Genomic DNA, 21,752 nt, shown 5'->3' with positions numbered 1-21,752 from the left:
CTGCATGAATCGAGGCGGCGCATCATAAGCGTGAATGCCCCCGCCCGTCTGTACTGGCGCGTATGCACGCCGGCACCGCCCGGCTCAGGTGAGCAGCGCCAGCAGGTCCAGTTCGCCGTCGGCAAGCCAGTCCAGACACAGCACCACCAGCGCGGCGCAGGCGAAGCTGGTGGCCGCATGCACGACGAGGATGGCATGGGCCAGCGCCCGCCCGGACCTGCCCGCGCGCCGCAGCACGCGGGCCAGCCGCCGCAGCCGGCCGGTGACTTCGTGGGCATGCTCGACCACCGGCCGGTCCGCCACCTGCATCGCGCCGGCCAGCATCGCCTTGAGCGCCTGCGGGCGGTCCTCGTAGTACCGGGCCACGCCGTAGCCGAACATCAACCAGTCGCGCGCCTGCGCCTGCTCCAGGTCCATGACCTCCAGCGGGTCTTCCTCGAAATCGATGAAGCCCACGCGGCTGCCGTCCCAGGTCATGTTGCGCGGCAGCGGCTGGCCGAAATAGGCGCCACCACGGTGGGCCTCGGCAATGGCATCGATGGCGGCCGCCACCAGGCGGTCGCGCGTGGCCGCGTCGGCTTCGCGCAGGCAGGAATTGAACGAGGCGCCGGTGTGCTCGAGCACCAGCGCGGCCTTGCCATGCCCGATCACCTCGGGAACATTGACGCCCTGCGCCTTGAGCTCGACCAGGCGGCGCGCCTCGACCTCGCGCGCCTGCGCGCCGCCGCGGTGCGGCGGCGGACGCAGCGCGTCGAGCCGGAAACGCCGGGCAACGAAATTCAGCAGCCCCAGGGCCAGCGCCCGGCTGCTTTCACCATAATGCTTGAGCCATGCGCGCTGCCCTTCGATGAGAATGGGTTCAGCCATGACGACACCTCCCGGAAACAGCGGCCCGTCGGGCCGCACCGGGAGCGTCGTGCTCCCGGCCAATCCGGCATATCAATAGCGCAGCAGCGCCGAACCCCAGGTGAAGCCGCCGCCGAAGGCTTCCAGCAGCAGCAGCTGGCCACGCTCGACCTTGCCGGAACGGATCGCGTGATCCAGCGCCAGCGGCACCGAGCCGGCCGAGGTGTTGCCATGCTTGTCCACGGTCACCACCACCTGGTCCATCGACATCTCCAGGCGCTTGGCCGTGGCTTCGATGATGCGCAGGTTGGCCTGGTGCGGGATCAGCCAGTCCAGGTCGGACTTGTCCAGGCCGTTGGCCTGCAGGGTTTCGTCAACCACCGAGTCCAGCGCCTTGACGGCGTACTTGAACACGTCGTTGCCCTTCATCGTCAGCTTGCCGGGCTTATCCAGGCCGGTCGACACGCCGGCCGGATGCCACAGCAGTTCCTTCTTGCTGCCATCGGCATGCAGGTGGGTGCTGAGGATGCCGGTTTCCTCGTCGGCCTTGAGCACGACGGCGCCGGCACCGTCGCCGAACAGCACGCAGGTGGTGCGGTCGTTCCAGTCGACGATGCGGGTCAGGGTTTCCGCGCCGATCACCAGCACATGCCGGGCATCGCCACTGCGGATGAATTTGTCGGCCACGCTCAGGGCGAACAGGAAGCCCGAACATGCCGCATTGACGTCGAACGCCGCCGCGCCGGCCGCGCCGAGGCGCGCCTGGATCAGGCAGGCGGTGGACGGGAAGATCAGGTCCGGCGTGGTGGTGCCCACGACGATCATGTCAAGCTGCGACGGCTCGATGCCGGCCGCTTCCAGCGCGCGCAGCGCGGCGTTGTAGCCGAGGTCGCCGGTGGTCTGTCCGTCGGCGGCGACGTGCCGCTCGCGGATACCGGTTCGCGACTGGATCCACTCGTCACTGGTGTCGACGATCTTAGTCAGATCCTCATTGGTCAACACCTTCTCGGGCAAATAACTACCGGTGCCCGCGATCCTCGAGTAGATCCGCTTGCTCATGCTGGTTCCTGTTGCGCGGGTCCGCCGTGCGGCGGGCCCGGAAGAAATCGGTGCGGGGGCCGCCACCTCGCGGTGGCGGCCCGACGCGGATCAATCTTCTTCGACGACCGAGGTCTTGGTCGTGATCACCTTCTTGCCGCGGTAGAAACCATCGGCGGTGATGTGGTGACGCAGGTGCACTTCGCCGGTGGTCGGGTCGGTGGACAGCTGCTTGGCGCTCAGCGAGTCGTGCGAACGGCGCTGGCCGCGGCGGGACGGGGTAACACGGGATTTCTGCACAGCCATGGGATTGCTCCAAACTCGGTTCGTTCGTTTCGTCGTTGCAGTGCGCGTGATGCAGGCATCCGGCACTGGTTTTGCTTTCGCCGCAGCCGCCGACGACAACCGGCTGCTATTGTTTCTTCAGCGCCGCCAATGCCGCGAACGGATTGGCCTTGCCCAGTTCCTCGCTGGTCGCGGAGAAGTCGCGTTCGACCGCCTCGCTTCCCGGCGCCACCGGTACCACCGGCACCGCCATCACCAGCTCGTCCTCCACCAGGTCCAGCGGCCGCAGGTTGCCGTCTTCCGGCACCAGCAGCGCTTCGTAATCCGGCGGAAGCGCCTGTTCCTCGTCCTCGTCGCGTACCAGGCCCAGCCGCTGCACCAGGTGCACCGGCAACAGGAAACGCTGCATGCTGCGCTGGCACACCAGCGGCAGCGCGGCATCGATGGTCAGTTCGACATAGGCGACCCGCAGGATCTCGTCGCGACCGAATTCCAGCGCATAACTGCACTCTCCTTCGGCATCGGCGACCAGTCCCTGCAGGCGTGCCAGTGCGGACAACGGCACCCGGCCTTCGAAGCGCCTGCGCGCTACGACCATCCGCCAAGCATCCAGCAATTCGGGCACGTTCGCGGACATAAGCTGCAGAATGTTAAGGACAGGCCTGCCGGCTGTCAAATCCATCGTGCCGGCATTGCCAGCGCGCCAGCCGCGCCGCAGACTCGGCGCCGCTTCCACGCCGGTATTGTCGCATGCCTGCCCTGATCCTCGCCTCCACTTCCCGCTACCGGGCCGAACTGCTGTCGCGGCTGCGGCTCCCGTTCAGCTGTGTCGCGCCGGCGGTGGACGAGACGCCGCTGCCGGCCGAACCGCCCCTGCAGCTGGCCACCCGGCTCGCGCGGGCGAAAGCCACCGCGGTGGCCGCCACCCACCCCGGCGCGTGGGTCATCGGCTCGGACCAGGTCGCGGAACTGGACGGTGCGCCCCTCGGCAAGCCGGGCACCCGCGAAGCCGCCCGGACGCAGCTGGCCGCGATGTCCGGCCGCCAGGTGCTGTTCCATACCGCGGTCTGCGTGAGTGATGGCGAACGCCACCTGCAGGCGGTCGACCTGACCCGGGTCGGCTTCCGCACCCTGCACGCGGACGAGATCGAACGCTATGTCGACGCGGAACAGCCGCTGGACTGCGCCGGCAGCTTCAAGTGCGAGGGGCTGGGCATCACCCTGTTCGAGGCCATCCACACCCAGGACCCGACCGCACTGGTCGGCCTGCCACTGATCGGCCTGTCAAGGCTGCTGCGCGAAGCCGGCCTGGCGCTGCCCTGAACCCGTTTCAGCGCGCCAGCCCGACCCGGCACCACTGGTACGGGTAACGGCCCTGGCCGATGCGGCTGTCCAGGGTCACGCACGATCCTTCGTCCAGGACCAGGCCGTAGCCGGCCAGCTGCTGCCGTGCCAGTTCACGCAACTGCGCCGAAGCCTCCGCCGGTTCGGGCGCCGTCCCGCGACGGGGTCCGAGGCGGCATTGCCCCGCATCCACCATTTCGACCTCCGCGCGCAACCCCCTCACCCTCCTGGCCAGCCAGTGCAGGCGGTCGCAGCCACGCCCCCGGGAAAGACCCAATACCCTCACCCAATGGTTCATGCGCGCCCAGCGTGCGTCGTCCTCGCCCATCGCGGCGGGAATCATCGCAAAACGCTGCTCGCGCTCCTCCACGATCGCGGCCAGGTACGCGCGGTAGCCGGGAGACTCGGGAAAGCTGGTTGCAACGCCTGCATAGCGGGCCTGACCCGGCAACCATGGCAGGCGCCATGCCTGTGGATCGCCACCGACCAGCAGCACCACGCTGCGCTCTGGCGCCGGCATCGGCGGCGCTTCCACCACGAAGCCCTGCCGCGCCCAGCGCTCGTGCCCCCATGTGTTCCAGCCCAGCAGCGAGGCCACCGCCACGATTCCGAGGACCCAGCCGCCCACCTTGGCCGCGCGTCCACCCGGCAGCAGGCGCTGGCACAGGAACCACAGCACCAGGGGCGCCAGCAGTTCCAGCACGACGAGGTAGCGATGGATGCTGAACAGGCCTTGCCAGAGCACGTAACCGATGCCGAAGAACACCAGGACCACCCGCATCGCCGGTGCGAATGCAGGCACCGCCACCGTCCTGCGCACGCTTTGGCGCAGCAGCAGCGCCAGCGCCGCCACATACAGCAATGGCCAGACCAGCTGCACCAGCCGGACCTCGCTGACACGCCGCGGGGCGGCCGCGAACTGCAGCGGCCAGGTCATGTGCTCCCACGCGTCGCGCGGCAGCCAGCGGACATCGGCCACCGATATCGGCGCGGCCAGCGGCCCCTGGAACAGCGCGTTGAACTGCGGGAACAGCGGGTTGCCGAATGCCTGCCAGACCCGCAGGTACCACCCGCCGGCCAGTGCCGCGGCCACCACGAGCGCAGCCAGGGTCAGCACGCCCACGCCGGCCAGCCGGCGCCACCATGGGCCGCCCGCGCACACAGCAGCCACCCCCAGCGCCACGGCGTAGATGGCGTTGGTCAGCTTGAGCGCCACGGCGATGCCGAGCAGCGTGCCCGCCACCGTCCAGGCCAGCAGTTCGGCACGGCGCACGCCCTCGGCCTGGCGTCGTTGCGCCAGCAGCACCATGTACAGCGCCGCGACCACGAACAACGCCGTGGTGTTGTCGGCCATGCTGCTGCCGAACTCGGACAGGAAGGCGCTCGTGCACAGGCCCGCCAGGGCCAGCAGCGGCGCCAGCCGGGCCCGTCGCGGCTGCCCGTGCAGCGCCAGCCAGGCGATGCCGGCCAGCGGCAGGAACACCAGCGCATGCAGCGCGCCAAGCGCGAACCCCGCAAGCGGCGCCGGCAACCGCGCCATCAGCAGGTAATGGAACACATCCAGCAACGGGCTGAAGTAGCTCTGCATCTGCGCCGGCGCCAGGTCCTGCAGCAGCCGGCCATGCAGCAACGCATAACCGTTGTAGAGGTGGTAGTTGCGCAGGTCCCAGTTGGCATCCTGTCCCAGCAGCAGCGAGACGATGCCGCCGACCAGCATGATCGCCGCGGTGGCGCGGAACACGTTGCCGGGCGTATCGAAGGCGAACCCGCGCTCCAGCAGCGCGGCGATGCGGCGCATGCGGGTGGTGGCCGGCACCGGGCTGGCCGCAAGGGCGGAACTCATGGGCCGCTCCCGCACGCCGGCGCCGAGGCCGGTACCGCCAGGTAGGCCATGTGCTTGGCTTCGATGCGACCACGGGTCACCGTGTCCAGGATCAGCCCGCAGGCCAGCAGCAGCAAACCCATCAGTGCCAGCGCCGCGCACAGGACAGCGGTCGGGAAGCGCGGCACCAGCCCGGTCTCCAGGTACGTCATCAACAGCGGCACCGCCAGCACCACCGAGAGCAGCATGCTGGCGATGCAGCCGATGGAGAAGAACAGCAGCGGCCGTTCGCTCTTGAACAGCTTGGCGATGGTGCCCAGGATCCGCCAGCCGTCGCGCCAGGTGCTCAGCTTGCTCTCCGAGCCGTGCGGACGCACGCCATAGGCGGTATCCATTTCGGCCACCGGCATCCGCAACTGCAGCGCATGCACGGCCAGTTCGGTCTCGATCTCGAAACCACGGGCATGGGCCGCGAACGAACGCACGTAGCGCCGCGAAAACACCCGGTAGCCGGACAGCATGTCGTCGAAGCTGTTGCCGAACAGCATGCCCGCGCAGCGGGTCAGCAGCACGTTGCCGAGGCGGTGGCCCGGGCGATACGCCGCCTTCTGCTGGTCGCGGCGCGCGCCCACCACCATGTCCAGGCCGTCGTCGAGCAGCCGCTGCACCAGCCGCGGCGCCGCCGCCGCTTCATAGGTATCGTCACCATCGACCAGCACGTAGATGTCGGCATCGATGTCAGCGAATCCCCGCCGCACCACGTTGCCCTTGCCCTGCAGCGGCACCTCGAGCACACGCGCTCCCGCCGCCCTGGCCGCCGCCGCGGTGCCATCGCGGGAGTTGTTGTCCAGCACGACGATGTCCGCCCCGGGCAGATGCCTGGCGAAATCACCGACCACTTTGGCGACGGTGGCCGCCTCGTTGTAACAGGGCACGAGGACGGCAATGCGGGTTCTATCCATGAATGTCGGTACCGGCGCCAGGCGGTGATCAGGCGGAATGCGGGAACGCGGCCGGGGAGGATACGTCAGTGCGCGACCTGGAATGGCTGCTCCCACCAGTCCTCGACGCTGCCGTCGGTACCGTGCAGGCGCAAGCCGAGCCAGTGGCGGCCGGGCGACAGCGCGCTGACGTCCAGGCGCGCGCGGAAACCGACGCGGGGATGATGGGGATCGGTGGATATCTCCCAGAAGCCGGTGACGTCGTTTTCCAGCCCGTAGTCGGCCCGTGCCGCGACCTGGCCATCGACCAGTATCTCCACCGCCGCCAGACCGACGCCATCCTTGAAGGCCCAGCCCGATACATCCACCCCATCGCGCAGCTGCGCGTCGGGCAGCGGCGCGTCGACCCACGCCATCGCCGGGGTGACGCAGGCACCGGACTGCCTTTCGGCGGGCAGCCGGAACAGCAGGAAGCGCTGGTAGCCGTGGTCGGTGGACACGACCCGCGGCGGCGGCAACGGCCCCACCAGGGCGCATACCTGGTGGTAGCGCGCCAGCAGGTCGCGGTAGCGCTGGTCGCCCGGCGCCAGCACCAGCAGCCGCGGGCCGCTGCGGGGTTCCTCCCCGATCAGCTTCCACAACGCCAGCTGCGCGGTACGCCCATGCTTGTCGTTAAGCGGATGCGGCAGCACGTGGATGGAGGGGTCGTTGCGCAGGAATCCCAGCTCCGCGCCGACCTTGAAGCTGCCGGCCACCACCCGGGTACCTTCCGGCATGGCTGCCAGTTCCTCGCGTACGGCCTCGGCCAGCGGCTCCCAGCCGGCGAAATTGCGCGGGTAGAACTTGTTGCCGGCAAGCTGCGCGCGCAGCGTGGGCGAAGCCGCCGTCAGGTAGTAACCGAATGCGCCGGCGGCCCCCAGCACCAGCAGCACCCACGCAAGCCGGCGCCAGAGACGCGGCCAGCGGCCGAGGACCAGCGGCACCACCACCAGCAGGGCGAAGTAACCCGGCAGCGGCCAGTGGAAACTGATGCGCTCGATGTCGGTGAAGAAGCCGAGCAGGAAGATGGCGAGCGTGGACACCCCGCCCAGGAGCGCGAAGTAGCGCCACTGCACGCGATGCGGACAGGTCGGCAGCGGACGGATGCCGGCCACGCACGCCTGCCATATCGCGATGCACAGCAACGGCGTCACCAGCAGCGGCTGGATCACCAGGAACCACAGTCCGCCGGCCTGGAACGACCAGGGGTGGCGCTCGACCAACTGGAACTTCAGGCCCGCGTCCTGGTTGTCCATGTTCCAGGACAGCAACGGCAACCAGGCGACGATACCGACCGTGAGCGCCATCCATACCCGCGCGTCACGCAGCGTGCGCCGGCCCTCCGGCAGCAGCAGGAGGGCGGCGAAGCCGACCGCGATCACGCCGATGAAGCGGTAGTGGCTCAACGCACCCAGCATCAGCCCCGAGGCCAGCATCAGCGCGCTGCCGGCGTCGACCTGGCGCAGCAGCCGGGCGCCGGCATCGAGGCACAGCAGGGCGGCGAAGGCCATGGGCACGTCCGGCACGGCGAGGATGCCCAGGGTTGCCGAGAGCGGCATCAGCAGCGTGAGCGAGCCGGCCTGCCAACCCACCCGTGCGCCGAACCAGCGCGTGGATATCCGCGCCACCATCCACGGCAGCAGCGCCCCCATCACCAGGAACGGCAGGCGTATGCCGAACGCGTGGTGGCCGGCCAGCTCCGCGCCGAGCCGGGTCATCCAGGCGGTCAGTCCCGGCAGATCCGAATACGCGGCCGCCAGGTGCCGGCCCTCCTGCCAGTAGAACGCCTCGTCGACGAACAATGGCAGGCGCGCCGCCACGATCGCCTTCAGCACCGTGACCGTCACCCAAAGTACGACGAACGCATTGCGCGCACGCTGACCCACCTGCATTGGCGCTTAAACTCCCTTCGACCCCTGATCCGAGACGACCATGGCTCCGATGCCGTCACCAAGAATGCTAACCGATGTCGCCTTCAAGGCCCTGCAGCAGGCGCAGGAGCAGGTCAACGCCCTGGTGCTAGGCAAGACCGCCGAGGTCAGGCTGGCGTTCGTGGCGCTGCTGTCCGGCGGCCATCTGCTGATCGAGGACCTGCCCGGGCTGGGCAAGACCACACTCGCCCATGCCATGGCATCCACGCTGGGGCTGCAGTTCCAGCGCGTGCAGTTCACCTCGGACCTGCTGCCCGCCGACGTGCTGGGCGTTTCCATCTACGAGGCGGAGAGCCGCGGCTTCCGTTTCCATCCGGGGCCGGTGTTCAGCAACGTGCTGCTGGCCGACGAGATCAACCGCGCGCCGCCGCGCACGCAGAGCGCGCTGCTGGAGGCCATGGCCGAGCAGCAGGTGACCATCGACGGCACCACGCATGCGCTGCCCGACCCGTTTTTCGTGATCGCCACGCAGAACCCGGTGGACATGTCCGGCACCTTCCCGCTGCCGGACTCGCAGCTGGATCGCTTCCTGCTGCGGCTCACCCTCGGCTACCCCGATGCCGGGGCCGAGCGCGCGCTGCTGGCCGGCGCCAGCCGCCGCGAGATGATCGCGCAGACGCTGCCGAGCCTTGCCGAACAGGACATCCGCGACCTGCGCGTGGCGGTCGAGCAGGTCCACGCCAGCGACGCGCTGGTCGACTACGTGCAGCGCCTGCTGGCACGCAGCCGACAGCAGCCCGGGGTGCGGGTGGGGCTGTCCCCGCGCGCCGGCATCGCCCTGCTGCGCGCGGCCCGGGCGCACGCACTGCTGGCCGGCAGGCAGCACGTACTGCCCGACGACGTGCAGGCGCTGTTCGTGGCCGTGGCCGGGCACCGGCTCGTCGCCGAGGCGGAAGCCTCCTCGGGCACGGCGCTGGCCGGCACCATCCTGCACGGCGTGCAGGTCGACTGAGATGCGTGCCTGGCTGCATGCCCGCCTGCAGGTGCTGCAGCGGCTCGCGCGCCCGCGCCGGCCCGAGCCGCTGCCGGTCACGCTCGACCGCCACCGCATCTATGTGCTGCCCACCGGCTTCGGCCTGTTCCTGGCCGCGCTGCTGGCGGTGATGCTGCTGGGCGCGCTGAACTACAACAACAATCCGGCATTGCTGCTGGCCCTGCTGCTCGCGGCCACGGCGCTGGCCAGCGCACTGCAGGCGCACCTGCAACTGGCCGGGCTGCGCATGGACGCGGTGTCGGCCGAGCCGGTGGCGGCCGGGCAGCCGCTACGGCTGCGCCTGGCGCTGGCCCGCGACGACCGCCGCCCGCGCCGCGGACTGCGGGTATCCAGTGGCGCCGCCTTCGCCTTCGCGGACCTTGCCGGCAGCGACCGCACGGAAGTCGACCTGTGCCTGCCCACCACCCGTCGTGGCTGGCTGGAGCTGCAGCGGATCCAGGTAGCCACTACCCAGCCGCTGGGACTGGTGCGCGCCTGGAGCTGGGTCTGGCCTGCACCGCCGGTGCTGGTCTACCCCGCTCCGGAACACCCTGCCGTGCCGCTGCCGGACACCGGCAGCGCCTCGACCCGCACCCGCCAGCACCCGCTCGGCGACGAGCTGCAGCAACTGCGCCCGTATCGCCAGGGCGATGCCCGCCGCAGCATCGCCTGGAAGCACTCCGCCCGCCGCGACACGCTGCTGGTACGCGAGTACGAGCGTCCGGCCGGCACCGAGCTGCTGCTGGACTGGCATGCGCTGGGGCCGCTGCCCTACGAACGCCGCATCGCCCGCCTGGCGCGCTGGGTGGACGACGCCGAGCGCGAAGGCCGCCGCTACCGCCTGCTGTTGCCAGGCCAGCCGCCGCTGGGGCCGGCCAGCGGCGACACCCACCGCCACCACTGCCTGCGGGCGCTGGCGCTGATGCCCGCACCATGAAAATACGACCGGACAGCCGCTTTTCACGGCGAAGCCGCCCGGAGGGTGGCGCACAGGGATGTGCGCCATGAGCGACCGCGCCCGTCTTCCGCCATTGAATCCGACCGCGCGCAACTGGGCGCTGCTGACGACCGCGCTGGCCTTGTTGCCGCTGCTGCTGCAGCTACCCGGCATGCTGGCCGCGGTCTTCGCCGCCACCGCGCTGCTGGTGGCGCTGCTGGCCTGGCGGCGCCCGGTACCGCTGCCGCTGCGTCTGCTGCTGGTCGCGACCATGCTGCTCGCGATCTACTGGCAGATGGGCGCGTCGCCAGGGCGCGATACCGGCTGCGCATTGCTGGCGGCAATGCTGGCGATCAAGTCCAGCGAGCTGCGCAGCCTGCGTGATGCGCGCAGCCTGCTCGGCTTCGCGCTGTTCGCGCCGTTCGCCGCCTTCCTGCTCGACCAGGGGCCCGGCACCCTGCTGTTGTCGCTGGCCGCGGTCATCTGCGCCCTGCTCGGCCTGCAGCACCTGGCCGACGCCGAGACCGGCGCCGCACCACAAACGGTCGCGCTGCAGCTGCGCACCATCGGCCGGCTGCTGCTGGTCGCGCTGCCGCTGGCGCTGTCCGCCTTCTGGCTGCTGCCGCGATTGCCGACACCGCTGTGGGGCATCCCCGAGCGCGCGATCGGCAAGCCCGGGCTGTCGGACACGATGGCGCCGGGGCAGTGGCTGGACCTGATGGCCGACGACAGCCCCGCACTGCGCGCGCAGTTCGCCGGTGCCGCGCCGCCGCCCGAACAGCGCTACTGGCGCGGCCCGGTGCTCACCCGCTTCGACGGGCGCACCTGGACGCGTCTGGAAAGCCAGCGCCGCCGCCCGCCGCCCGCGGTGACCGCCGGCCCGGTGCAGTGGGACTACCAGATCGAGTACGAGGCCACCGAGCGGCGCGAACTGGTGGCGCTGGACCTGCCGCTGGCCGCACCGGACCAAACCGGGCTGGATGCCGACTACACGCTGGTCAGCGCGCGCCCGCTGGCCACGCTCACCCGCTGGCGGCTCCGTTCCGCGCCACCGGCGCGCTTCCAGCCGGCGCTGCCGCCGGACCTGCGCGAAGCCACACTGCAACTACCGCGCGGCTTCAATCCGCGCACGCTGGCACTGGCCCGGCAGTGGCGCCGGGACGCCGGCGATGACGACGCGGCCATCGTCCGCCGCGCGATGCAATGGATCAGCCGCGACTTCAGCTACACCCTGAGCACGCCGCTGCCGGGCCGGCACGGCGCCGACGAGTTCCTGTTCGACTGGAAGGCCGGTTTCTGCGAGCACTTCAGCTCCGCCTTCGTGGTGCTGATGCGCGGCGCCGGCATCCCCGCACGGGTCGTCACCGGCTACGCCGGCGGCACCCGCAACCGCTACGGCGACTATTGGCTGGTACGGCGGATGGACGCCCACGCCTGGGCCGAGGTGTGGCTGCCGCAACGCGGCTGGACCCGCGTCGACCCGACCGCGGCGGTCGCACCGGAACGGATCCGCGACACCCTCGAAGACCGCCTGGCGCGGGGCGACAGCGCCGGCGGCGGGCTGGACATGGGCGCGCGCTGGCTGCAGCTCGCGCAGGCCGGCGACTGGTTGCGCCGCAACTGGAACGGCCTGGTCCTGTCCTTCGATGCACGCCGCCAGCAGCGGCTGCTCAGTCCGTTCGGCATCGAGCGCCTGGAACCGGCGCAACTGGTCGGGCTGCTCGCCGCCTTCGCACTCGTTGCCGTCATCGCCATGGCCTGGCTGCTGGCGCGCGGCGAGCGCGAGCGTGATCCGCTGCTGCGCGCCTGGCGCCGGCTCGACCGTCGCTACGCCCGCCTAGGCCTCGGCCGGCAGGCGCACGAAACCGCCGGCGACTGGGCCGCGCGCGTGGAGGCCCTCCGGCCCGGCAGCGGACTGGTACTGCTCAGCCAGCGTTTCAGCGATGCGCGCTACGCTGGCGCCTCGTCGGACCTCGCTTCATTATTGCGTGACCTGCACAGGCACCGTCCTCAACCCGGAGTACCCACCGGAGCACGAACATGAAGACCCGCATCCTCCTTGCCCTCGCCGCCAGCCTGACGCTGGCCGCCTGTGCCACCGCCCCCAAGCCGCTGCAGGGACAGTTCAGCACGGTGTCCCCGCGTGACAGCATCGCGCAGAAGCAGACCGGCACGCCGGTACGCTGGGGGGGCCGCATCATCGAGACCATTCCCGGCCAGGGCGAGACCTGCTTCCAGATGATCGCGCGCCCGCTCAACGGCAATGGCCGCCCGAGCACCACCTCCGCCGACGCCAGCGACGGCCGCTTCCTCGCCTGCCGCGCCGGCTTCTACGACCCGGCGGTGTTCGAGCCCGGCCGCGACGTGACCTTCATCGGCCGCATCGACGGCTACCAGACCACCAAGATCGGCGAATACGACTACCCACTGCCGAAGATCGCCGCCGACGTGGTGTACCTGTGGCCGGTGCAGCGCGAAGTCGAAGTGGTGCCGGCCTACCCGTACGGTCCGTGGGGACCGGCCTGGGGCCCCGGCTGGGGCTGGGGTTGGCGCGGCGGCTGGTGGTAAGCCCGGCGTCCGCAGCACACCGGAAACGCCGCCTTCGGGCGGCGTTTTCCGTTGCGGCCGCAGGACTCACTCCTGCCTGCGGAGCGTCCAGTCGCCCTGGCGGGCACCGGGCTGCAGCATCCAGCCCGGCGCCAGGTTCAGGACCCAGCCATCGCCCTCCCAGCCTGCGGTCGTCTGCCGCGCCCCGGTGTGGGCCACCGACAGCCGTTTCCAGTCGGTGGACAACAGCCCATCGCCGCGTACCTCCAGCACGCCCCAGGCGGCAGCGGCACGGATCACGCCGTACACCGAACCCTGCGGCGGCAACGGCGTCACCCGGTTCGGATCGAAACTGAAACTGGCACCGTTGACCGGCACGACCAGCACCGGGCCGTCGACCAGCCGCGTGCGCAGGGCAGCCACCACGCCGGCCTGGTGCCGGGCGCGGGCGCCCTCCCCGGCCTCCACCTCGGCCAGGCCATGACGTGCGCCCGCGCGCTGGAAGGCGGCATCGCCGGCTTCGGCCTGCACGCCCAGCGCGGCGGCAAGCAGCTGCGGCAGGCCGTCCTTCCGGTTCCAGCCGCTGCGCCAGCCCGGTGCGGCGCGATCCAGCAGGACACCGTAGGCCGGCCCGGTGTAGTAGGCGAAGGAGCGGGCATAGGCCGTCACCGCGTCGCCGCGGCGCAGGTGCGCGGCGAGCCGGGTTTCCAGCGCGTCGTCCTGCGCGAGGATGCGGCCGGTGTACTCGGCGATGCCTTCATGCCGCTCCATCGCATCCTCGGCGGCAGCCGCCTCCGGGTACCGCGCCTGCCGCCAGGCACGGAAGGTCATCGCGTCGGCGCTGGCCTGTCGCCGCTGCTCCGCGCTGGTTGCCTCCATCGCCGCCGCCAGGGCACGCAGCTCCAGCCGCAACGCGGTGCGTCCCTGCTCGGTCTCCAGCTGGTCCTGGTCGGCATGGGCCGCCGCCAGCCCGATCCCCGCCTGGATGCGGTGCCAGGCCTCGTGCATGAGCAGGATCGAGCGGGCCACCGGGTCTTCCGGCAGCGGCAGCATCAACATGGTCCAGGTGCGCCCGTTCCAGCCCACGGCGGTATTGGCGACCGGCACGCTGTCGGGCAAGCGGCCGCGGAACACCGGGCCGTCGCGTTCCAGTGCGGTATCGGTCCCGTCCATGCTGGCAACGAACTGGCGGCTGGCCGGATCGACCAGCAGCACCGGCCCGCACAGGCTCACCCCCCAGGCCCTGCCGTCATCGGCCGCGCACAACTGCTGCATGCGCTGGAAGACCGCGCCCGCCGCCGATGTATCCGGCAGCGCCTGCGCGAACGCCACCGATGGCAGCGCCAGCAGCAACAGGCCGATGCGGTTGCGGAGGCGACCGGACCCGGCCCGCATCGCCGGGCTCCGCGAATGCCGGCTCATGGCGCGCCGAAATGCCCCAGCGGCGCGCCGGCCAGCAGGTGCAGGTGGATATGGAACACCGTCTGCCCGGCGTTCTCGCGGCAGTTCATCACGATGCGGTAGCCATCCTGCGCGAACCCCTCGCGGCGCGCGTATGCGGCGGCGGCCAGCGCCAGCTTGCCGATCAGGTGCGCCTGCGCCGGCTGCAGGTCGTCCAGGGTGGGGATGACCTCGTTCTTGGGAATGAACAGCACATGCACCGGCGCCTGCGGGGCGATGTCCTTGAAGCCCAGCACGTCGTCATCTTCGTAGACGATGCTGGCGGGGATTTCGCGGCGGATGATCTTGCCGAAAATGGTATCGGTCATGCGACGGCTCACTGGCGTTGAACGGCCTACAGCTTACCGTCCCGCAGCGGCCTATTCGCTGATTTCGCTGCGGCTGCCGAAGGCGTGCGAGAGCGTGCCGCGGTCCACGTATTCCAGCTCGCCACCCAGCGGCAGGCCCTGCGCCAGCCGGCTCGGCCGCACCTTGTGGCGGCGCGCCAGCTGCGCCAGGTAATGCGCGGTGGCTTCGCCCTCGACGGTGGAATTGGTGGCGATGATCAGCTCGACCACTTCGCCCTGCGCCAGCCGTGCTTCCAGCTGGTCCAGCCCGAGTTCGCGCGGGCCGATGCCGTCCAGCGGCGACAGCCGGCCCTGCAGCACGTAGTACAGGCCGCGGTAGCTGGTGGCGTGCTCGATGGCCAGGCGGTCGGCCGGCGACTCCACCACGCACAGCATCTCCCGCTCGCGGCTGGCGCTGGCGCACAGCGGGCACACCTCGGTTTCGCTGAAATCGCGGCACTGCGCACAGTGCCCGATCCGCTCGATCGCATCGGCCAGCACCTGCGACAACCGCAGGCCGCCGTCGCGCGCGCGCTCGAGCACGTGGTAGGCCATGCGCTGGGCACTCTTCTGGCCGACGCCGGGCAGCACCCGGAAGGCCTCGATCAGTTGTTCCAGCAGCGGCAGGCTCATCGCATCGGGCTCATGGTCGAAACAAACGCGCGAAGCCCATGGGCTTCGCGACGTGGGGTTACGGGCAGCCGGGCGGAACCGGCGCACCGCGATCAGAACGGCATTTTCATGCCCGGCGGCAGCTTCATGCCGGCGGTGGCCGAGCCCATGCGGGCCTGCGATTCGGCATCGATCTTGTTGGAGGCGTCATTGAACGCCGCGGCGATCAGGTCCTCGACCATTTCCTGGTCGGACAGCACCGACGGATCGATGCGCACCTTGCGGCACTCCTTGGTGCCGGTGAGCGTCACGCTGACCATGCCGCCACCCGCACTGCCGGTGACTTCCAGCTTGGCCAGTTCTTCCTGGGCCTTCTGCAGGTTCTCCTGCATCTTCTGGGCCTGTTGCATCAGTTGGGCGATGTTGCCGCGCATGGTTTCCTACTCTTCAAAGGGACGGATGGAATCGGGCACGACCCGGGCACCCTGCGCAAGCAGGTGCTGCACCTGGGGGTCGGCCATGAAAACGGCTTCGGCCGCATTCTGTCGCTCGCCGCGCTGGCGGTCGGCGCGCTCGTGCAGGGTTTCGGCCTGGGCGTTGCCGGTCTCGATCACGATCTTCGGCGCACTGCCCAGCGCCTGCGCCAGGGTCTGCGCCAGCGCACCCAGCGAGCGCTCGGACTGCAGGTATTCGAAACCCGGCAGCAGCGCCAGCCGCAGCACGCCGTTGCGGTAACCGACGAAAGCGGCGTTGGCGGCCAGCTCGCGCGACGGCCCGGACAGGCCGCTGTCGGCAACCAGGTCCAGCCACTGTTCGGCGTTCTCCAGCGCACGCGGCGCGGCGCCGGCCGTGGTCGTGGCTGGCGGCGGCGGTGCAATGGCGATGCCTTCGGCGCGGAACGGCGATGGCGGCGCCTGGCGCGGTACCTGCGGCATGGCGTCGGCCGCCTCGTGGTGCGCCTGCGCCGCAGCGGTCTCCTCCATCCATGGCGGCAGGTCGTCGTCCTCGCGCGCCTGCACGGGTTCTGCTGCCGGCGCCGGGGAAAGCGGCGGCGCACCGGCCTGCGGCGCGCGCGCCGCCAGCGGCACGACGTCTTCGCGCTTCGGGGTCGCGTGGGCGGAAACGGGGTCGGCTACCGGCACAGCCGCCACCGGCTGCGCCGCCGGTGCAGCGACGGCAGCCGCGGTCACGGCAGGCGTGGAACCGCCAGCCGACGACGATACCGCGCCCGTTCCCGGACCTTCGCCTTCCGGCACCGCCGGCACCGCGCCCGCCGGGCGGAACGCCAGCATGCGCAGCACGGTCATCTCGAAACCGGCGCGCGGGCTGGGCGCCAGGTGCAGGTCGCGACGGCCGCCCAGCGCCATCTGGTACCACAGCTGCACCACTTCCGGGCGCAGGCGCGAGGCGAACGCCATCGCGTCGACACCGTCGCCGGGCGCCGCCGCGCCCGGCACCAGCTGCTGCACCTGGATGCGGTGCAGGGCCTCGGCCAGCGCGTCGAGCACGCCGCTCCAGTCGGGCGAGAAATCGGCCAGGGTGGCCACGACCTGCAGCAGGCGCGCGCCATCGCCCGACGCCAGCGCGTCGAGCATCGCCGTCACCTGGGTCCGGTCGACGGTGCCGAGCATGGCCCGCACCACGTCGTCGCGCAGCGCGCCGCCGGCATAGGCGATGGCCTGGTCCAGCAGCGACAGGCCATCGCGCAGCGAACCATCGGCGCCGCGCGCCAGCTGCGTGATCGCCCCGTCCTCGAACTCGATCTGCTCGGCGCCGAGGATGCGCGTCATCTGCCCGCGGATCTGCTCCTCGTCCAGCCGCTTGAGGTTGAACTGCAGGCAGCGCGACAGCACGGTGACCGGCAGCTTCTGCGGGTCGGTGGTGGCCAGCAGGAACTTCACGTGCTCCGGCGGTTCCTCCAGCGTCTTCAGCAGCGCGTTGAACGCCGCCTTGGACAGCATGTGCACTTCGTCGATCAGGTAGACCTTGTACTTGCCGCGCGACGGCATGTACTGCGCGTTCTCGATCACCTCGCGCACGTCGTCCACGCCGGTGTTGGAGGCGGCGTCGATCTCCAGCAGGTCGATGTAGCGGCCGGCGTCGATGTCCAGGCATGCCGGGCACTGGCCGCAGGGGTCGGCGCTGGTGCCATGCTCGCAGTTCAGCGACTTGGCGAAGATGCGGGCGATCGTGGTCTTGCCGACACCGCGGGTACCGGTGAACAGGAAGGCATGGTGGACGCGGCCGCTGTCCAGCGCATTGCTCAACGCGCGGACCACGTGTTCCTGGCCCACCAGCTCGGCGAAACGCTTCGGGCGCCACTTGCGGGCGAGGACGAGATAGGACATCAGGCAACCGTCTTCATCTGAACCCACATTGTGCCATGCCCCTGCCCCGCCGGCCCGCCCCGGGCAGGGAGGTGGCGGCAGCTCCTGGGTGGACGGCCCATGCCCCGGACCATGGCCTGCGACGCGCCGCCATCCATCACCTGCGCGGACCGGCAAGGACCGCGCGCCCGCGCGCGCCGGCGCCGGCAATCGAGCGCGGCCAGCCCCCGGCCCCCGGCAGCGACGCGCGCCGCCGGGCGGCACCGGGCAGAGGCGGCGGCGCGGCCGGCCACCGCGCGGATGCCCCATCGCATCGACGCAGGCACATTCGACTTGTGGCCACAGCGCCGGCCCTATAGAATCTGCGCCCCTGCAGCGCCTTCGGGAAGCGGCAGGTCACGGAGAGGTGTCCGAGTGGTTGAAGGAGCACGCCTGGAAAGTGTGTAAGCGTCTAAACCGCGCTTCGGGGGTTCGAATCCCCCTCTCTCCGCCAGTTATCCAATAGGTAGTGGCTCCGGCCAAGCAGTTCCGGAACTACCCTACTAAAATACCTACTACGCTCGATGTGCTGGGCTAAGTAAGCGAGAAGGCCACCCGAAGGGGTGGCCTTTTTGCTTATACGAGTGCGAGGTAACGTGCGGCTAAAGGTCCAGAAGCAGCGGGGTCAAAGTGATAGTTACCCATGTGCTCGGCAATTGCCCGGGGTGCGGATACGAACGCTTCGGGAACGTCATGGTGCTCCCGCAATTCGTCCTCCGTGGGTGTGGTCGGTGTGACTACTCGGTTCGCGTTCCTCTCCCAGTGACGCGGAAGCGAGTCGTGTACCTAGATCAGCCCTTTTTTAGCGGGGCTTTCCGCGGTGGAGATCCTCGCTTTGTCGAGTTGGCGGCAAAGATCCAAAGGCTTTCCGCCTATCAGCTTCTTACTTCACCAAGATCATTTGCGCACGAAGCCGAGGCCGTTCAGTGGGCGCGGGGCGCGGAACTTGTCGATTTCATAAAGCGAACGAGCAGGGGTCACCGGTTCAATACGGGCTATGAGGTCGAACAAACACAAATAATGCGAGGTTTCAAAGCATGGCTCGAAGGGGCGGGACCGGACTACGTTCCCGAGCAAAATGAAGCATTGCCTGCGGAAGTCCACAACTGGGACAACTACCTGTTCGTGGACATTCGCCGGTCACTCGGCGACGGCAACGAACTAAGGGAAAAGAAGGAACAATCAACCCGCGCTTTAGTTGCCATATTTGATGACTGGCGCCAATCGCAATCCATCTTTGAACAAGACGTGGCCGCGGAGTTGGCATCCATCGCCAAGGTCTATCGGGACTCTTATGCGAACTATGTAGCGCGGGTCGGTAGTGGAGACATCGAGGCCATGTTCACGGCTCCGATATTCTCGATGGTCATAGAGAGAATGCGTCACTATCTCCCAGAAAACATGGACGTTATGGAGCAACTCAGGAGATGTGCCGAATTCTTCACTACTCCAAACTTTGCTTCGTTACCGTATCAATACATCCATTCGCGAGCTTGCGCGCTCCTCAAACACAACGTCAAAAATGGAGCCTACGCAAATAGCGACCGGGCCACGGAGGCGGTCGGCGGATTTTTCTATGATCTAGACCATATCGCGCACTATGCGCCGTACTGCGACGCAATAGCGATGGATAGGCCAATGGCTGGAATGATGAGTGATCCGCGCATTGGCCTAGAGGATAGATTCGGGGTCAAAGTGTTCAGCCTATCGAATCTGGAGGAATTCCATACGTGGTTGAATGAGATCGAGGCCAGCATGACCGACGAACATCGGGAAGCCGTACACGCCGCATACCCTTAGCCCCCAAAAGGGGCTCCGCCTTTCGCAATATGCTTGCCAAGCCTACCGTTGATGATAGTAAATAGCGCATCGAACTTGGCAACACTATCGACTGGTAGAACCTTATCCGGCTCGGAGGCCATCTTCTTGAGGAACAGACGCGCTGGTCGCGTTTTGTGAAAAGGAATACCCAATTCCTCAAACGCCAACTCAACGCGCTTCGCGATACGTGGAATGCTCGGATTGAGCTTGAGCGTCTTACCTTTCAATTCGGCCCTATACGCCTCTCGCACGAGCCCCTCGAAGACGCCGGGATCAAGTAGGTCCTCAATGTCTGCCTCGCTCGGAGCCGGATCGAAAGCTTCCGCGACAAAGACCACGTTTTGCTCACGAACGAGCTTCGTCTTGAGCAAATCGTTCTTGGTCGCTTCGGATTCCTTTTCCAGGTCGAGCAGGACCAAGACGTTCAGCGATTCTGACGTGAGCAAGGCCACCATGTAGGAAACCTTTTGCGCGCCACCGGCAGGGGTCAGGGTCAGGTCCGGGCTAAGGGCCGTCTTCCCTATATCGGATAGATAGCTGCTGATCGCCGATAGGATCCAGAAATCGGTGACCCCCTCAACGACAAGATTGTTCGGCCCAACAAAGAGGCTTTGCGAGAGGTCATAGCCGAGCGCAGCCTGAAGCGGGAATAGCGTCTTCGCGTCTCCCGTCGGGTTATTGGTGACAGTCGTTCCGACTTTGTCCGCGATATTCACCGTGCGAACAGAGTCAAGGCGATGCGTCGGGACCATGAATGGCGAATGGGTCGAGTAGAGGATTTGGTTGTCGAAGTCATCCTCAAAATGCTTCAGCAGGTCGCCTTGCGACTTGGCATGGAGATATAGGCCCGGTTCGTCCAGAAGCAGAATCGCGTTCTCCACCTTGCCGCCATCGGTGTCCGCAGCAAAGGTGACATAGAAGGCGAAAAACCACTGGAACCCACGACTCCTGTCGTTGAGATTGACTTCAACGTCATACGTCGCTGTCGGATCAGAAATCAGGGTATCAAAGTGATTTCCATCGAGATTGAAGCGAATCTTCAGTTCGCGATCTTTCCAAAGTCGCTTAACCTCACCCGTGACGACGGCGCTGGCACGGTTCGCTAGTTGGTTTCGCTGTTCGGCGTCTCCTTTCTGCTGCAATTCCTGGAGCTTCTCTGGCTTGAGCCCAGCGACCTTGCAGAGCTTCTCAAAATTGCGGTCCGCGTCTGTAAGTTGGTTATGAGACTTGCGATGCAAGTAGGCACTCACTTCTTGATGACCGTCTAGCTCCGGGTAGTCATCCAAGTAGAAAAACTTTGGCATGGCCTTTACGGCCCAGTTCCGCGCCTTCTTCTGCGCTTCGTCGTCTTGAGTTATCGATTCAGCTAGTTCTTCCAGTTCGGTCAGATGCCCGTCCTGCGTGTCGCTAAGCTCAACATCGGCCGCAGCCAAGGCTTTCCGAGCAGCTTTCGCAGCTGCTACAAACTCCGCCGCCCACGAATCGCCATCCGCCGTTGCGGTTGCCTTCGCTTCAAAAGCATCTGCAGCAGCCTCAAGGCTATTCCCTTCCGCGCCTTTCGCGCGAATCGCAGCAGCCACCTTCTTTGCCTTGCTCTTGGTTGCCGCCGCATCAAATGCAATGGCACCTAGACCGGGGAACCTGACCCACCTGTTCTCACCCTTGTACCAACGACCGATTACAACCTTGGACACGCGAGTCGCGCGAGGGAGGATTTCAAGCAATTCCCCCTTTTCGTTGTCATCCAGCTCCCAAGTTGCCGTGACTACCTGCGTGTGGTCGTTACATTCCTCAAGACGCCTATCTCGTGGAAAGTTCTTGATGGGATCGAGCGCAGAAAACCCCTCAAGTGGATTCAGGCTATGGAGGCCTCGGAGCAAATTGGACTTTCCGCTTTCGTTCCGCCCCAAGAGAGCTGTGATGCGCGAAACATCGATATCACCGCTGTCCTTGATGGAGCGGAAATTCGTGACCCGAAAAGACTTGAGCTGCATGTACCCCCCCATCGGTGCCGTATCAATCAATAGTGGGGGCCTTCGTTCAGGTACACAAGACTAGGGGAAGATCCACCGCGGCTCCCCGCCCAGCAGGGACCGCGGCGCAAGCCGCCAGCCCTGCGAGGTCTGGATGCGCCCGGCCACGAGGCTATTCAGCGAATCGGGCTTCAAGCCGTACTCATCGCGCATTTCGAGCTTGGTCTGGGAGACGATCCGCCCGGACTCGATGTGCTGCCAGCGGTAGGTCCGTTCGTCTCGATGAAAGCCCCGGGCTCGGTCCCGGTAGGCGGGGTCCGCCCACCTGGCCTTCATCTGCGCGGATATGCACGCGCGGTGGTCGGGATCGGCCCATAAGCGGGCCATCGCCTCCCGCGTCGCGGTCGCCTGTCGCGAGGCAGCTTCCCCCGGCGCGGTCGCCCCGTCACCGTCGCCTACGGCGTCATTCCCGTCCGCACCGGGGGTCGCT

Annotated in this window: 19 protein-coding genes and 1 tRNA gene; 7 read left to right on the top strand and 13 right to left on the bottom strand. The window is 68.0% G+C overall.

Going from position 1 to position 21,752, the window contains the following annotated elements; translation table 11 throughout:
- Positions 1 to 84: 84 nt before the first annotated feature.
- From QQA12_RS04435 to QQA12_RS04420, 4 genes are all read right to left on the bottom strand, one after another.
- Positions 85 to 867 carry a hypothetical protein gene (locus tag QQA12_RS04435; protein ID WP_056931882.1) on the bottom strand — a complete coding sequence of 261 codons (783 nt, stop codon included), beginning with the start codon at positions 865 to 867 and terminating at the stop codon, positions 85 to 87.
- A 72-nt stretch (positions 868 to 939) separates the two neighbouring features.
- A complete protein-coding gene (locus tag QQA12_RS04430; RefSeq protein WP_054663669.1) occupies positions 940 to 1,905 on the bottom strand; it encodes a beta-ketoacyl-ACP synthase III in 966 nt (321 codons plus the stop codon).
- A gap of 90 nt (positions 1,906 to 1,995) precedes the next feature.
- A complete protein-coding gene (gene rpmF, locus QQA12_RS04425; protein ID WP_054663666.1) occupies positions 1,996 to 2,190 on the bottom strand; it encodes a 50S ribosomal protein L32 in 195 nt (64 codons plus the stop codon).
- A gap of 106 nt (positions 2,191 to 2,296) precedes the next feature.
- Complete coding sequence (locus QQA12_RS04420; RefSeq protein WP_054663663.1) at positions 2,297 to 2,806, bottom strand: YceD family protein; 510 nt, start codon at positions 2,804 to 2,806, stop codon at positions 2,297 to 2,299.
- Positions 2,807 to 2,919: 113 nt separating this feature from the next.
- Between QQA12_RS04420 and QQA12_RS04415 the strand changes: the two genes are divergently transcribed.
- Complete coding sequence (locus QQA12_RS04415; RefSeq protein ID WP_054663660.1) at positions 2,920 to 3,492, top strand: Maf family nucleotide pyrophosphatase; 573 nt, start codon at positions 2,920 to 2,922, stop codon at positions 3,490 to 3,492.
- Positions 3,493 to 3,499: 7 nt separating this feature from the next.
- Here QQA12_RS04415 and QQA12_RS04410 read toward each other — a convergent pair whose 3' ends face one another.
- From QQA12_RS04410 to QQA12_RS04400, 3 genes are all read right to left on the bottom strand, one after another.
- Positions 3,500 to 5,356: a hypothetical protein gene (locus QQA12_RS04410; RefSeq protein WP_226050214.1), complete on the bottom strand. Its 1,857-nt coding sequence runs from the start codon at positions 5,354 to 5,356 to the stop codon at positions 3,500 to 3,502.
- Positions 5,353 to 6,297: a glycosyltransferase family 2 protein gene (locus tag QQA12_RS04405; protein ID WP_226050215.1), complete on the bottom strand. Its 945-nt coding sequence runs from the start codon at positions 6,295 to 6,297 to the stop codon at positions 5,353 to 5,355. Before QQA12_RS04405 ends, QQA12_RS04410 begins: the two co-directional genes overlap by 4 nt.
- Positions 6,298 to 6,362: 65 nt before the next feature.
- Entirely contained in the window at positions 6,363 to 8,207 is a 1,845-nt protein-coding gene (locus QQA12_RS04400) for a glycosyltransferase family 39 protein (protein ID WP_226050216.1), read from the bottom strand.
- A 64-nt stretch (positions 8,208 to 8,271) separates the two neighbouring features.
- Here QQA12_RS04400 and QQA12_RS04395 point away from each other — a divergent pair, with 64 nt between their 5' ends.
- From QQA12_RS04395 to QQA12_RS04380, 4 genes are all read left to right on the top strand, one after another.
- Positions 8,272 to 9,198, top strand: coding sequence for an AAA family ATPase (locus QQA12_RS04395; RefSeq protein WP_082393863.1), 927 nt, complete (start codon positions 8,272 to 8,274; stop codon positions 9,196 to 9,198).
- 1 nt (position 9,199) lies between these two features.
- A complete protein-coding gene (locus QQA12_RS04390; protein ID WP_226050217.1) occupies positions 9,200 to 10,156 on the top strand; it encodes a DUF58 domain-containing protein in 957 nt (318 codons plus the stop codon).
- A 67-nt stretch (positions 10,157 to 10,223) separates the two neighbouring features.
- Complete coding sequence (locus tag QQA12_RS04385; RefSeq protein WP_226050218.1) at positions 10,224 to 12,200, top strand: DUF3488 and transglutaminase-like domain-containing protein; 1,977 nt, start codon at positions 10,224 to 10,226, stop codon at positions 12,198 to 12,200.
- Entirely contained in the window at positions 12,197 to 12,724 is a 528-nt protein-coding gene (locus QQA12_RS04380; RefSeq protein WP_056931885.1) for a Slp family lipoprotein, read from the top strand. Before QQA12_RS04385 ends, QQA12_RS04380 begins: the two co-directional genes overlap by 4 nt.
- Before the next feature lie 66 nt (positions 12,725 to 12,790).
- On the opposite strand, the gene QQA12_RS04375 is transcribed toward QQA12_RS04380, so the two are convergent.
- The 5 genes from QQA12_RS04375 to dnaX form a co-directional block, all read right to left on the bottom strand.
- A complete protein-coding gene (locus QQA12_RS04375; RefSeq protein WP_226050219.1) occupies positions 12,791 to 14,098 on the bottom strand; it encodes a hypothetical protein in 1,308 nt (435 codons plus the stop codon).
- A 23-nt stretch (positions 14,099 to 14,121) separates the two neighbouring features.
- Positions 14,122 to 14,472: a histidine triad nucleotide-binding protein gene (locus QQA12_RS04370; protein ID WP_226050220.1), complete on the bottom strand. Its 351-nt coding sequence runs from the start codon at positions 14,470 to 14,472 to the stop codon at positions 14,122 to 14,124.
- Positions 14,473 to 14,523: 51 nt separating this feature from the next.
- Positions 14,524 to 15,123, bottom strand: a complete 600-nt coding sequence (gene recR / locus QQA12_RS04365) for a recombination mediator RecR (RefSeq protein WP_056931887.1) — start codon at positions 15,121 to 15,123, stop codon at positions 14,524 to 14,526.
- 92 nt (positions 15,124 to 15,215) lie between these two features.
- Positions 15,216 to 15,536 carry a YbaB/EbfC family nucleoid-associated protein gene (locus tag QQA12_RS04360; protein WP_054663634.1) on the bottom strand — a complete coding sequence of 107 codons (321 nt, stop codon included), beginning with the start codon at positions 15,534 to 15,536 and terminating at the stop codon, positions 15,216 to 15,218.
- 6 nt (positions 15,537 to 15,542) lie between these two features.
- Entirely contained in the window at positions 15,543 to 17,450 is a 1,908-nt protein-coding gene (gene dnaX / locus QQA12_RS04355; RefSeq protein WP_226050221.1) for a DNA polymerase III subunit gamma/tau, read from the bottom strand.
- 379 nt (positions 17,451 to 17,829) lie between these two features.
- Between dnaX and QQA12_RS04350 the strand changes: the two genes are divergently transcribed.
- Positions 17,830 to 17,922 (top strand) — tRNA-Ser (locus QQA12_RS04350).
- Between the two features lie 326 nt (positions 17,923 to 18,248).
- Positions 18,249 to 19,268, top strand: a complete 1,020-nt coding sequence (locus QQA12_RS04345; protein WP_226050222.1) for a hypothetical protein — start codon at positions 18,249 to 18,251, stop codon at positions 19,266 to 19,268.
- Here the strand turns inward: QQA12_RS04345 and QQA12_RS04340 are convergent.
- Entirely contained in the window at positions 19,265 to 21,283 is a 2,019-nt protein-coding gene (locus QQA12_RS04340) for an AAA family ATPase (protein ID WP_226050223.1), read from the bottom strand. The two genes, QQA12_RS04345 and QQA12_RS04340, sit on opposite strands and share 4 nt — an antisense overlap.
- Between the last annotated feature and the right edge of the window lie 469 nt (positions 21,284 to 21,752).

Origin of the sequence: Stenotrophomonas sp. 17(2023), from assembly GCF_030345315.1 — a bacterium.
Classification (GTDB): Bacteria; Pseudomonadota; Gammaproteobacteria; order Xanthomonadales; family Xanthomonadaceae; genus Stenotrophomonas; species Stenotrophomonas acidaminiphila.
The sequence above is the reverse complement of the archived record's forward strand: the minus strand, read 5'-3'. Positions and strand labels throughout refer to the sequence as shown.

Excerpts from the sequence above, each read along its gene's own strand:
- QQA12_RS04395 (WP_082393863.1), top strand. The coding sequence starts at position 8,272 with ATGCTAACCGATGTCGCCTTCAAGGCCCTGCAGCAGGCGCAGGAGCAG.
- QQA12_RS04390 (WP_226050217.1), top strand. The coding sequence starts at position 9,200 with ATGCGTGCCTGGCTGCATGCCCGCCTGCAGGTGCTGCAGCGGCTCGCG.
- QQA12_RS04430 (WP_054663669.1), bottom strand. The coding sequence starts at position 1,905 with ATGAGCAAGCGGATCTACTCGAGGATCGCGGGCACCGGTAGTTATTTG.
- QQA12_RS04400 (WP_226050216.1), bottom strand. The coding sequence starts at position 8,207 with ATGCAGGTGGGTCAGCGTGCGCGCAATGCGTTCGTCGTACTTTGGGTG.
- QQA12_RS04405 (WP_226050215.1), bottom strand. The coding sequence starts at position 6,297 with ATGGATAGAACCCGCATTGCCGTCCTCGTGCCCTGTTACAACGAGGCG.
- dnaX (WP_226050221.1), bottom strand. The coding sequence starts at position 17,450 with ATGTCCTATCTCGTCCTCGCCCGCAAGTGGCGCCCGAAGCGTTTCGCC.
- QQA12_RS04340 (WP_226050223.1), bottom strand. The coding sequence starts at position 21,283 with ATGCAGCTCAAGTCTTTTCGGGTCACGAATTTCCGCTCCATCAAGGAC.
- QQA12_RS04375 (WP_226050219.1), bottom strand. The coding sequence starts at position 14,098 with ATGCGGGCCGGGTCCGGTCGCCTCCGCAACCGCATCGGCCTGTTGCTG.
- QQA12_RS04410 (WP_226050214.1), bottom strand. The coding sequence starts at position 5,356 with ATGAGTTCCGCCCTTGCGGCCAGCCCGGTGCCGGCCACCACCCGCATG.
- recR (WP_056931887.1), bottom strand. The coding sequence starts at position 15,123 with ATGAGCCTGCCGCTGCTGGAACAACTGATCGAGGCCTTCCGGGTGCTG.
- QQA12_RS04420 (WP_054663663.1), bottom strand. The coding sequence starts at position 2,806 with ATGTCCGCGAACGTGCCCGAATTGCTGGATGCTTGGCGGATGGTCGTA.
- QQA12_RS04435 (WP_056931882.1), bottom strand. The coding sequence starts at position 867 with ATGGCTGAACCCATTCTCATCGAAGGGCAGCGCGCATGGCTCAAGCAT.
- rpmF (WP_054663666.1), bottom strand. The coding sequence starts at position 2,190 with ATGGCTGTGCAGAAATCCCGTGTTACCCCGTCCCGCCGCGGCCAGCGC.
- QQA12_RS04415 (WP_054663660.1), top strand. The coding sequence starts at position 2,920 with ATGCCTGCCCTGATCCTCGCCTCCACTTCCCGCTACCGGGCCGAACTG.
- QQA12_RS04385 (WP_226050218.1), top strand. The coding sequence starts at position 10,224 with ATGAGCGACCGCGCCCGTCTTCCGCCATTGAATCCGACCGCGCGCAAC.
- QQA12_RS04360 (WP_054663634.1), bottom strand. The coding sequence starts at position 15,536 with ATGCGCGGCAACATCGCCCAACTGATGCAACAGGCCCAGAAGATGCAG.
- QQA12_RS04370 (WP_226050220.1), bottom strand. The coding sequence starts at position 14,472 with ATGACCGATACCATTTTCGGCAAGATCATCCGCCGCGAAATCCCCGCC.
- QQA12_RS04380 (WP_056931885.1), top strand. The coding sequence starts at position 12,197 with ATGAAGACCCGCATCCTCCTTGCCCTCGCCGCCAGCCTGACGCTGGCC.